The sequence below is a fragment of the Niastella sp. OAS944 genome, from assembly GCA_024809215.1.
Lineage (GTDB): Bacteria > Bacteroidota > Bacteroidia > Chitinophagales > Chitinophagaceae > Niastella.
Window position 1 is genome coordinate 278148 of record JANUBW010000012.1, and the last position, 12483, is coordinate 290630.

Below are 12483 nucleotides of genomic sequence, written 5' to 3' on the forward strand. Positions count from 1 at the left end.
CTAAAGTAAATTAATAAATCCTTACATATTTACCCTGCAGAAGGGCACTGGTGGGAATATAGGTCAGTTTTACCTATAAAAATGAATGGAGCACACGTCCTTATCACTCCGTTCTTAAACTCTTTACCGGGTTGGCGATGGCTGCTTTTATTGATTGAAAACTTATTGTTACCAAAGCTATGCTTATCGCAAGTAAACCCGCAATAAGAAATGTTGCCCAGCTAATAGCTACCCGGTAATTATATCCCTGTAACCAGTTATGCATGGCAAACCAGGCAAGCGGTGAAGCGATCACGATGGCTACTATAACCAGCTTTACAAAATCGCCCCCCAATAATGAAGTAATATTTATAACGGAAGCACCCAGTACCTTACGCACCCCAATTTCTTTTAAGCGATTTTCAGCCATATAAGTTGAAAGACCAAACAAACCAAGACAGGAAATAAAGATCGTTAGCACCGAAAAGAGCGAAGCGAGTGTTCCGGTCAATTGTTCATCGGCAAATTTGTGAGCATATTCGTCGTCTGCAAAAGCATATTCTATCGGATACACCGGATCATACTTTTTTAAAACCTGTTCCATCTTCGCCAGGTTATCTGCTACAGGGTTGCTGCTGTTTAATTTAACCAGCATGGTGCTTACCCACTCTTTTGGGCCCCGGATGATCAATGGTTTAACAGGTTCATATGGCGACTCCTGCACAAAATCTTTGATAACCCCAACCACATGCCAGCTAACGGGATCATCGTAAATGATCTGCCCAACAGGATCTTTAAAACCCATTAACTTCAGCGCCGATTCATTGATAATACAGGCAGTGGAGTCTGTAGGATATTTTTTCACATCTATGTCGCGCCCTGCTATTAATTGCAAACCTGCAGTTTTTACAAGATCACCGTCTTCGGTAAAGCGGTTAATTTGTATTACCGCATTGGGGTCTTTACCCGCCCAGTTTAACCCAATGCCAGAGCTCCAGTTTTGCGACAGCGGCGACTGAACGGCGGATATGGAGGAAGCCACGCCGGTGTTTAAGAGTTCATTCCTGATGAGGTTATAATTCCTTTTCATTTCATCGTTCAGATAAACGTGAAGGAGCTGGTGCCGGTTGTACCCGGCACTCCTGTTTTGCGCAAACTTTACCTGTTGTGCAACTACAATGGTGCAAATAATAAGTACAACCGAAAAAGTGAATTGTATCACCACCAATACTTTTCTTGGCGTTACCAATGCATTTACTTTTTTGAAGGTGCCTTTTAAAACTGTTACAGGTTTAAAAGCCGATAAAAAGAAGGCCGGATAACTACCGGCAAGGATACCCGTAAATAAGACAAATGCAATACCTGCCAGCCAGAAATAAATATTTGCATAATCAAGGACCAGTTCTTTTTGTACAAGACGATTAAATGCAGGCAGTGCGAGTTGTACAATAACCAATGCAATTATGCCGGCAATAAATGCCATAAGCACAGATTCGGTAAAAAATTGCATGATCAATGACCGTTTTCCTGCGCCTATTACTTTTCGCACCCCTACTTCCTTAGCTCTTTTTTCGCTTCTTGCTGTAGAAAGGTTCATGAAATTGATACAGGCTATAACCAAAATAAATACGGCAATAATGCTGAATGTTTTTACCCTTTCTATTCGACCACCAATAGCCTTGCCGTTCTCAAAATTAGAATACAACCACAATTTACTTAGGGGGTATACAAACTCTTCGGTTTTTTGAGCGCCATTGGTATGCGCGGGAATGATCGTTTTTAATTTACCGTTAAGCTGTTCAGCCTTGCTGTTAGGTTTCAGTAAAACAAAAGTTGAGATCGAAATATTGGTCCAGTCTTTATCAATATTGCCCTGCTGCGTTTGCAGGTCGTACCCAAGAAGATATTCTATATAATCAAACTGCGTATTATTGGGCAGGTCTTTTAAGATGCCCGACACGGTAAAGCTTTCTGTATTGCCCATCTGTACGATCTTACCAACCGGGTTGGCATCACCAAATAATTTTTTGGCAAGTTTTCGGGTAAGAATGATCGAGTATGGGTCATTGAAAACGGTTTTACTGTTCCCCGCCAGTAATGGAAAGCTAAACATGGTAAGAAAGCCGGGATCAACAACAGCGCCTGTTGATAATAATTTCTTATCGTTATTCACCACCAGTAAGTTCCTGGTGTACCGTACCCGGGTAACTTCTTCTATTTCGGGATAATCTGTTTTAAGGGCAGGCGCCATGATCTCTGGCGTATAAGTGAGCGATCGTATAGTTCCGTTTATTTTATCATTTGACCATACCTGGTATAAACGATCAACTTTTGTGTGAAACCGGTCATGGCTCATTTCGTTTTGCACCCAAAGTAAAATGAGTATGGCGCTGGCCATACCAATGGCAAGCCCGCTTATATTAATAATTGAAAATGCTTTATTCCGGCGAAGGTTCCGGAAAGCGATCTTAAAATTATTATTTTTAAACATAAGACAGTATGGATCAATGGATATGCCAATCCTAAAATGCGTTAAGATACTGACGTTTGCATACTTCCAGGCATACAAACTGTTCGAAAACGAACACTACAGTGTACGGATCTGCTATTTTATTCTTCTTTAATACAAACCCGGCTAGCTTCTTAAGCTCTTCACGGGATTTACTACTGCCGCTTTTATAAATTGAGAACTTATCGTAAGCATGGCAATTATTAAAGCCCCCAGTAAGGCAACAATAAATACCCACCACGAAATGTTTTGACGGTAGGCAAAACCCTGTAACCATTTTTCCATAAACAGCCAGGCCATTGGTGCGGCCACAATAAATGCAACAAACACCAGTTTAAGAAAATTCATGGAGAGTAAGGCAACAAGATTGGGCACATTGGCGCCCAACACTTTTCTGATGCCTATTTCCCTGGTACGCTGTTCGGCAGTAAAAGCCGCAAGCCCAAACAAGCCTAAACAGGCAATAAAGATGGCAAGGGTTGTAAACAATAATGATATCCTGCCCGTGCGTTGTTCAGCGTGGTAAAGATTGTCGAAATCTTCATCCATAAAGGAGTAATCAAACTCCTGGTTATTTGATAAAGATTTCCATTTCTTTTCAATTATGCCCATCAGCACCGGCAATTTTTCATTACCCACTTTTATGGCCAGCACATCGGGCCGGTCGCCCTGCTTTTTTCGCTCAAATGCGGTTGTCATAGTGAGCACAACAGGTGTTACATTATCCCTAAGGGAATTGAAATTAAAATCTTTTACAACCCCTATAATATGATATTGTTTTTGATTGTTCCCATAGGCAATTGTTTTATCAATAGGATCGGTGAAACCCATTGACCGGGCGGCGGTTTCGTTGATAATAATAGCCGACGAATCGGATGAAAGCGCCGGGTTAAAATCACGTCCTTTATCAAGTGCCATATTCATGGTGCGCAAATAATCTTCATCAACCGGCCAAAACTCCGTTTGATGCATATTGTTATTGGCTGTAACATAATTAGCCCATCTTCTGTGACCCGTTGGCACAAATGAGCTTAACGTGGCGCCCGACACGCCCGGTAAACGCAACACCTCCTGTTTAAAAATATTTGCCTGCTTATTCAGTGCATTCATATGCTTTACCAACAGCACCTGCTTTCGGTTGAAGCCAAGGCTTTTGTGCTGCATATAATTCAGTTGGTTGTATATGATCAGTGTGCTAATGATAAGTAAAATGGAAATGGAGAACTGGAATACTACCAGTAAACTACGCAGCCCGTTACCTTTATGTGCGGCCGGGGTTTCGCCTTTGAGCACTTTAACCGGTTTAAAGGCCGAAAGAAAAAATGCGGGGTACGATCCGGCCAGCAATCCAATTATAAGCGTAATACCTGCTATGGATGGTAACAGCCATGCAAAAGTGTTTAAGGTAATGCCAAGGCTTTTGCCCGATATTCGGTTGAACAAAGGCAGCAACGCCCATGCCAGCAGTACCGCCGCCAGGGTGGCAAAAAAGCTAATGAGCATCGATTCTGAAATAAATTGCAAAATGAGCCCTTTGCGGGGTGAGCCTAAAACTTTCCTTATGCCTACTTCTTTTGCCCGGGTAGACGAGTGCGCGGTTGAAAGGTTCATGAAATTTATACAGGCCAGTAATAAAATGAACAGGGCCACACCCGAATAAATGTAGATGTATTGTATATTGCCGTTAGCCCCCAGTTCGTTCAACCGGTTCGACTGCAAATGAATATCATACAAGGGGGTGAGATTTAGTTTTATATAGTCACCCTTTTTTTCCAGGTCGTCAATGAAGTCGATATGTTTCTTTAGAAAAGCCGGAAATTTGGCCTCAAGCCTCTTATGATCTGCATTCGGCTTTAATAAAAGGTAAGTAGAGAATGGGAAAAAAGCAGTGAAGTTCTCATTGGTACTGATGCGCAAACCCACCATTGATTGCAAAAAATCAACATCAAAATGAGATTGGGCCGGCAGGTTTTCAATAATACCTGTTACCTTATAGTTAGTAACGGCATTACCGTCTTCTGCTTTTTCAATGGTTTTACCTACCGCATGTGTTGTATTGAAATACTTTAATGCCATCCGCTCCGTAATAACAACCGAATTAGGTTCTGTAAGGGCAGATCTGGCATCGCCTTCGAGCATGTTTAGGGTAAAAACATCAAAGACCGACGGATCGCAATAGAACACTTTTTTCTCCAACACCAACTCATCGCCTTTTTTGAATCGTACATCTTCATCGGGCAGCAGCCTTACAGTATTTGCGATCTCCGGAAAATTGAGCCGCATAGCTTCAGCAACTTTGGGCGCCGCCGTAGCGCTGGAGGATGCGCTTCCATTGAATTTTGTATCGGTATTTACCCGGTATATATTTTTTCCATTAATATTATACCGGTCGTAACTGGTTTCATCTATCACGTAAAAAATGATCAGCAGGCACACGGCCACGCCAATGGTTAGGCCTGAAATATTGAGAAAGCTAATGCCTTTATTCTTTTTAAGGCTTCTGTAGGCTGTTTTAAAGTAATTTCCGATCATGGCAGGCGATTAGTTAAATGTTGTTAGATGCGGTTGACCTAATTTTCCATAAACTACTTAAAATTCGTCACATAAATACCCTTTTTCATCACACCCGTTTTACCGCTTCCCAAACCCGTGTTATTATTGCATAAACAATAATTACCCATGCCCATTAGGTGGAAACAATACGAACTCTTTTTTGCGATTGCCATTTTTTTACTGCTGCTTGCCAGTAATACCCCTTTTACAGGCACCAAAGTGCAGATACTGTTATTTGAGCGACATGAAATTGAGTACTCGTTCTTCTTCCATACCCTGATCCCTTTTCTACTCACTCATGTGCTGCCCCTGGCATTGCTGATAGCTATAAACATCTGGCTGCTTCCCCAATACCTGTATACAAAAAAGCAATTTATTGCCCTGCCGGTGGCAGCCGTCATTTGTTGGCTGGTGTTATGTTTGGCATTTACCATCGCTTTTTTTTATAAAGGATTTTATTTAACGGCGACCCTCCCTTCAGAGCTCATATGGCAAAGGCTCGGTCAGCGGGCGCTGGGTAAAGCTAGTTTAATGGTAGTAGTTTACCTGTTGTACTGCTGTGTACGTGAAATAGCTATACAATGGACCAACCAGGAGCATCCCAGGCGTTCATTTCGCATTATGTTGTGTAACAAAGCGGCTGCAACCGCTTTTATCTATTTCGGCATACTCTACTCAGCATATATTTTCCAGGTGTTTAATGATAGAATAGGCATTCTATATTTGTTTATACTGCTGCCGGTTATTATTATCATCTTTATCAATGTATATGGCCTGTTTCCGTACCGCGAAAAAATGCGATTATCCTTAGGGCGGTTCTGGTACATTTTACTCACCCCGCCGATCATCTTAACCGTTATTTCCGTTATAACTTTTATCATCTTAAGCAAACCGCGGCATTTTGAGCCATTTGCCCTGCTTACGTTTTTTGTAACATCGCTGGCCATACCTTTATCGTGGCTGGTATATCTTCAACAAAAAGATAAGCTGGGCGTACTGCTACAACTGCAAAAAGACCTGGGCAATACAACGGCCGACCTGGCATTCCTGCGTTCACAGATCAATCCGCATTTCCTTTTCAATACACTGAACACTTTATACGGAACAGCGCTGCAGGAAAATGCCAGCCGAACGGCAGAAGGTGTACAGCGGTTGGGCGATATGATGCGTTTTATGCTACACGAAAACAATCGCCGCCAAATACCCTTAAAGCGGGAGCTCGAATACCTGAACAATTACATTGCATTACAACAGCTGCGGATTGTTACGTCAAAAGATATTTCTATTGAAACGGATATTTACAGCTGTTCATACAACCACCTGATTGCTCCCATGCTATTGGTGCCCTTTATTGAAAATGCTTATAAACATGGCATAAGATTGACCGCACCATCCTTTATAAAAATAAATTTCTATTGCGATAATAAAGGCATTTACCTCGATGTAGTGAATAGCCTGCACCCGAAAAGAATACAGGAGGGAATGCCCCAGCACTCAGGTGTTGGCCTGCAAAATGTAAAAGAACGTTTACAACTAACCTACCCCGATAAATACACTTTACAAATACAGGAAGACGATACGGCTTTCACCGTACACCTGCATATTCAGTTAACCGATTAACATGTAACAAACGCTTTAAAGTATAGTCATGAAAAACATTATTCTACTCTGCCTTTCCCTGGCGGCCCTGGCATCCTTTGCCCAAACCTGTAAAATTTCAGGTACAACAAATGACCGGCTAGCCGTGGAAAAATTTACGCTCAGCTCGACAAAGTTTTATAGTTTTAATACATGCTTAAGACCATTGCCCTCGATGATGAGCCCGTGGCTCTGCAGATCATACAACAACATTGCCGCACCATTCCATTTGTACAACTGGAAGCTGTTTTCACTAACCCCAACGAAGCAGTTTCCTGGTTACGGGAAGGCAATACCGACCTGCTTTTTCTTGACATACAAATGCCTGATATTTCAGGACTGGAATTGTTACAGGGTTTGCACCAACGGCCTTTGACCATCTTTACCACTGCTTATAGCGAGCATGCTGTGCAAGGTTTTGAATTGGATGCCATCGACTACCTGTTGAAGCCTTTTTCGGCCGAACGGTTTTTGAAAGCATGCCAAAAGGCCAAAGGATTATTTGATCTGCGAAATGCCGCCTCATCAGCTGAAAAATTCATTTTTATTAAAACAGGTCCCGAGCAGGTAAGGGTAGCCATGGAAGACATCCTTTTTGTACAGAGCGCGGGCAACTATGTTTCGTTTATGTTGAAAGATGGTAAACTGCTATCCAGGTTAACGATGGCCGAAACAGAAGCATTGCTGCCTGCGCCAGATTTTATTCGTATTCACCGTTCTTATATTGTATCGCGACGGCATATTAACAGGTTTGAAAAAAGCAAAGTGTATTGCAATGAGATCACCCTGCCTGTAGCGTCGGCCTATGCGCCCCTGCTCGACAGCCTTACACAGCGCTGAGCTCCTCATTTTGGCTACAACTATCCTGAGTTTGACTACAATAGCCTTTACGCAAGGGAAGACCTTTGAATTACCAAAATTTAAAACAAAAGAATATGGTACATCAAAAGGATACTTCAGTTACAAGAGTTCCCAAAACCTGGTTCATTACAGGTTCTTCGCGCGGATTTGGCCGGGTTTGGACAGAAGCCGCACTTAAACGTGGCGATAAAGTGGCGGCTACCGCCCGCAAGCTGGCAAGCATAGCCGATCTTAAAGAGCAATATGGCGAAAATGTGCTTACCCTCGAACTTGACGTAACAAAACCCCAACAGGTAAAGGCGGCCCTTGAGCAGGCGCATACTCATTTCGGAAAACTCGATATTATTCTAAACAATGCGGGTTATTCACTTGTTGGCACAATTGAGGAAGCCAATGCCGATGAGGTACGGGCCCTTTATGAAACAAATATTTTTGGTCCCATTGCGGTAATACAGGCGGCCCTGCCCCTGTTGCGCAAACAAGGTGGTGGTCATATTATAGGTGTTTCAAGCAATCTTGGCCATGTAACCTACCCGGTGATAGGTTATTATTGCTCCTCAAAATGGGCATTTGAATCAATACACGAAAGCCTGGCTGCAGAAGTGAAAGCCATGGGCATTAAAGTAACCATCATTGAACCAGGCGCTTATGCAACAGAGTTTGGCAGCCCTGAGTCATTGAAGTTTTCACAAGGTCTCGACATTTATACTGATTTTAAAGCTCAGTTTGTAAGCGGTTTAAGAAACCTTGAAAGAGGTAACCCCAATGCAACCCCCGAGGCGCTTTTCAAAGTGGTTGACGCAGAACAACCGCCATTACGGTTCTTCCTTGGCAGCCATAACCTGCCCAGTGTTCGTGAAGCCTATAGAGAACGATTGGCAACCTGGGAGGCATGGAATGAGGTGTCTGTTGCTGCGCAAGGGTAATTGAATGGGTAAGACCTGTAAGGTTCGCCATCGGGTGTTGCACAGGCAGTTGGCAGATGCGATCCTGACAGGTCTTTTCGGTTAAAGCGCGACCTGTCAGGTCCAACTAAACTTAATAAATACGCAAGCTCATATGATGGACCTTACAGGTCATCCTACAAATTTTCATTATGAAAAAAGAAGAGATCACTCATTATAAATTCGACTCTATATCAGACGCACACAGGTTCTTTAGCTTACCCAAGCCACAGCACCCGTTAATAAGCATTATAAACCATGTAAACAACCCGGTGGTTGCACATCAGGCGCCGCCCTACTCCCATGTGCTGGGCTTTTACAAAATGTCGTATAAAGCAAAATCCAGCAGCAAATTAAGGTATGGTCAAAGTTATTATGATTTCGACGAAGGCGGTTTGCTATTCGCTTCGCCCAACCAGGTAATTGGTAACAACGACGATGCCGGTAACAGCGCAGTCCAATGTTCCCGTTACACTCTGCTGATGCATCCTGATTTTTTGTGGAACCACCCGTTGGCGAAAAAGATAAAACAGTATGGCTTTTTCTCCTATACAGCTAATGAAACACTGTATCTTTCTGAAGAAGAAGAAGCTACCATCATTTCTATTTTTCAAATGATAGAGCATGAACTAAGCAGCCGGATAGATGATTTTAGCCAGGATATAGTTATTGCGCAAATTGAGCTGCTGTTAAACTTCGCCAATCGTTTTTACAAACGCCAGTTCATTACCCGCAAAGCGGTGAACAGCGATATACTACAACAACTGGATGATCTGTTAAACAATTATTTTAACAGTGATACTTCCTTACAACAGGGACTGCCCACCGTACAATTTCTTGCAGAGCATGTAAACCTTTCACCAAGTTATTTAAGCGATATGCTACGATCGCAAACGGGGCAAAATGCACAACAGTATATACATATAAAACTTATTGAAAAAGCGAAAGAAATATTGTCAACCACCAATTTATCGGTAAGCGAAGTGGCTTACACCCTGGGCTTCGAACATCCGCAATCGTTCAGCAAACTATTCAAATCAAAAACAAATCTTTCGCCCCTGGAATTCAGAAGATCATTTAATTAAACAGCACCATATGAGCCGGCAAATTCTTAACAAAACGATCAATATTGACGGTATCGATATTTTTTATCGGGAAGCAGGAAAGAGCAACAACCCTTCCATCCTGCTTTTGCACGGCTTCCCTACCTCATCGGTTATGTTCAGGAATTTGATGATTGCTTTATCGCACAAATTTCATTTGGTAGCTCCCGACTATCCCGGCTTTGGCTTCAGTGCTTTTCCCAACAAAGAAAACTTTGAATATACCTTCGGCAATATCTCAACTTACATAAACAAGTTTACAGACGCCATTAACCTGCGATCATTCACCATTTATCTTCACGATTACGGCGCACCTATTGGTCTGCAGCTTTGTGTAAAACACCCTGAGAAAATAGCAGGAATAATTGTACAAAATGGCAATGCCTATGATGAAGGCATTGGCCCGCAATGGGATGAAATAAAAGATTACTGGCAAAACCCTACCCCCGAAAAGAAGGCAAAAGTATATGCATTCTTAAGTGAAGAAGGAACAAAGAGTCAATATTATGCCGGCGTGCCCGAAAAATTATTATCTACAGTAAGTCCGGAAACATGGATGCTCGACTGGGCCCTTATGAAACGACCTGGTAATCTCGACATGCAGTATGAACTGAATTGCGATTTTACCAACCACTTTACTATGTTCCCGGCTTATCAGGCGTATTTCCGTACGCACCAGCCTCCCGCCCTTATCATTTGGGGCAAATACGATCCGTATTTCAGTGTAGCTGAAGCTCATTGTTACAAAAGAGACCTGCCCAATGCCCGGGTGTATATTCTGGAGGGCAGTCATATGCTGCTGGAAACCAACTTCGATGAAGTAATAGAGCTAATTAGTACATTTAATTGAGCTAAAAAGAACAGACCTTCAAAGGGCAATTTGTTACCTTAGTATCATGAAATATTCCCGCGTTCCATCAGAACTGATAAATGCGCCCTGCTTCAACAGGTCGTTAACCATAAACGGTCTTTCAGTAGTAGAGTCATGCTCCATTCTTCATCAGTCGCAAGGCACCATGTTGCTTGAAGAGCATATGATCCTTTATGTAGTGGCGGGACAGAATATTGTAACATATGGCAAACAGAGTTACACAATGAAAGAGAACTCGATGCTGTTGCTAAAGAAAAACACCCTGATACAATATAATAAGTCCGGCGCTTACGAAAGCATGATGTTCTTTTTGAAAGATGAATTCCTGCAGGATTTTATTCGCATTGCCAATATAAAAGATATTTCAGACACCGAAGCGGCGCCGCTGGCAGTAAAGCCGGTGAATGAACGCATGCAAAAATTCTTTGAATCTATTATTCCTTATTTCACCGAACCTGCCAATGTAGATGAAGGATTACTAAAGATAAAAATGCTGGAATTATTGTACGATGTAGCGGCTACCGATAAAGATCTTTTACAGCAGTTATTACAAATGAAGAAACCGGTGAAAGCAAACCTGGCCGAAATAGTTGAAGCCAATTTTGCCTCACCTATTACCATTGAACAACTTGCTTACCTTAGTGGCCGCAGCCTGGCAAGTTTTAAACGCGACTTTAACGACATCTTCAATATGCCACCATCGGAGTGGATCCGTTTAAAGCGATTGAACAAAGCCAGGGAGGCGCTGGCAAACACCGATCTTTCTGTGCTGGATGTATGCTATATGGTGGGCTTTGAAAACCCTTCGCATTTCTCCCGTATTTTTAAAGAACATTTCGGTTATACGCCCAGTGCTGTACGGCAATCGGTAAATGAGCCAAATAGTAACTAAATCTGAGCCAACAGGTAAAGTGTAATAAAACAGACGGTACGACCTTCGTACCGTCTGTTTTATTTAATTACAATTCAAACAAAAAGTAATGGCATTGATAAATGCATGGGCGGCACACACCGCCGGCGCAAAATTTGAACCGTTTAAATACGAGCCCACTCCATTGGGGCCCGAGGAAGTAGATATTCAGGTGGAACATTGTGGTATTTGTCACTCTGACCTTTCTATGTTAAACAATGAATGGGGTATTACCAGTTATCCTTTTGTGCCCGGTCACGAAGCCATTGGAAGAGTAGTTGCCATGGGCGAGATAGCAAAAACCAAGGGACTGAAGATTGGTCAGCGTGTAGGTGTTGGCTGGTGCAACTCAGCCTGTTTACATTGCGATAATTGTTTACGCGGCGAGTACGCTATGTGCACCAACGCCGGAAAAGCTACCATCGTTGGCAATCATGGCGCCTTTGCACAACAGGTGCGCAGCCATTGGGTTTGGGCCGTACCTATTCCCGAAGGCCTTGATGCAGCAGCTGCCGGCCCCTTATTGTGTGGAGGCATTACCGTATTTGCACCACTGCTCGATGGTAATATATTACCCACGCATAAAGTAGGTGTGTTTGGTATTGGCGGCTTAGGTCATATGGCGCTAAAATTCTTAAAGGCATGGGGTTGTGAAGTAACCGCATTCACTTCAACCAGCGATAAGTTTGAAGAAGCCCGTTCATTTGGCGCTACCCATACCGCATTGAGCACCGACTCGGCTGAGTTGAAAAAACTGGCCGGAAGCCTTGATTTTATTGTAGTAACGGCAAACGTTAAACTCGACTGGGATAGTATTATTTCTTTACTAAAACACGGTGGCAGGTTGCATGTTGTTGGCGCCGTACTGGAACCAATACCTGTACATGCCATGGCGTTGATCATGGGTAAAAAATCAGTATCCGGTTCGCCCGCTGGCAACCGTACACAAACTGATCAAATGCTCCGCTTTGCAGCGCAACATAAAATTGCCCCACAGGTTGAGTATTTCCCAATGAGTAAAGTGAACGAAGCTATGGAACATCTTAAATCCGGAAAAGCAAGATACCGCATTGTATTGAATGCTGATTTTGCATAGGAAGACTAAAGGCTACCGG

At 42.8% G+C, this 12483-nt stretch carries 9 protein-coding genes; 7 read left to right on the forward strand and 2 right to left on the reverse strand.

Features of this window, described 5'->3' with window-relative positions; all coding sequences use genetic code 11:
* Positions 1-103: 103 nt before the first annotated feature.
* The gene (locus GGD38_RS33785; protein ID WP_375302525.1) at positions 104-2470 is read right to left on the reverse strand and encodes an ABC transporter permease; all 2367 of its coding nucleotides are present in this window, start codon (positions 2468-2470) and stop codon (positions 104-106) included.
* A 144-nt stretch (positions 2471-2614) separates the two neighbouring features.
* The gene (locus GGD38_RS33790; protein WP_375302526.1) at positions 2615-5020 is read right to left on the reverse strand and encodes an ABC transporter permease; all 2406 of its coding nucleotides are present in this window, start codon (positions 5018-5020) and stop codon (positions 2615-2617) included.
* A gap of 147 nt (positions 5021-5167) precedes the next feature.
* Here GGD38_RS33790 and GGD38_RS33795 point away from each other — a divergent pair, with 147 nt between their 5' ends.
* From GGD38_RS33795 to GGD38_RS33825, 7 genes are all read left to right on the forward strand, one after another.
* Positions 5168-6661: a sensor histidine kinase gene (locus tag GGD38_RS33795; RefSeq protein WP_375302527.1), complete on the forward strand. Its 1494-nt coding sequence runs from the start codon at positions 5168-5170 to the stop codon at positions 6659-6661.
* A 171-nt stretch (positions 6662-6832) separates the two neighbouring features.
* Positions 6833-7519, forward strand: a complete 687-nt coding sequence (locus GGD38_RS33800; protein ID WP_375302528.1) for a LytR/AlgR family response regulator transcription factor — start codon at positions 6833-6835, stop codon at positions 7517-7519.
* Positions 7520-7614: 95 nt separating this feature from the next.
* Positions 7615-8466 (forward strand): SDR family NAD(P)-dependent oxidoreductase, encoded by an 852-nt coding sequence (locus GGD38_RS33805; protein WP_375302529.1) that lies wholly within the window; start codon positions 7615-7617, stop codon positions 8464-8466.
* A gap of 170 nt (positions 8467-8636) precedes the next feature.
* The gene (locus GGD38_RS33810) at positions 8637-9569 is read left to right on the forward strand and encodes a helix-turn-helix domain-containing protein (protein WP_375302530.1); all 933 of its coding nucleotides are present in this window, start codon (positions 8637-8639) and stop codon (positions 9567-9569) included.
* 10 nt (positions 9570-9579) lie between these two features.
* On the forward strand, positions 9580-10437 hold the full coding sequence (locus GGD38_RS33815; RefSeq protein WP_375302531.1) for an alpha/beta fold hydrolase: 858 nt from the start codon (positions 9580-9582) through the stop codon (positions 10435-10437).
* Positions 10438-10483: 46 nt separating this feature from the next.
* The gene (locus GGD38_RS33820) at positions 10484-11350 is read left to right on the forward strand and encodes an AraC family transcriptional regulator (protein WP_375302532.1); all 867 of its coding nucleotides are present in this window, start codon (positions 10484-10486) and stop codon (positions 11348-11350) included.
* An 88-nt stretch (positions 11351-11438) separates the two neighbouring features.
* A complete protein-coding gene (locus tag GGD38_RS33825; RefSeq protein ID WP_375302533.1) occupies positions 11439-12464 on the forward strand; it encodes an NAD(P)-dependent alcohol dehydrogenase in 1026 nt (341 codons plus the stop codon).
* The last annotated feature ends 19 nt before the right edge of the window (positions 12465-12483 follow it).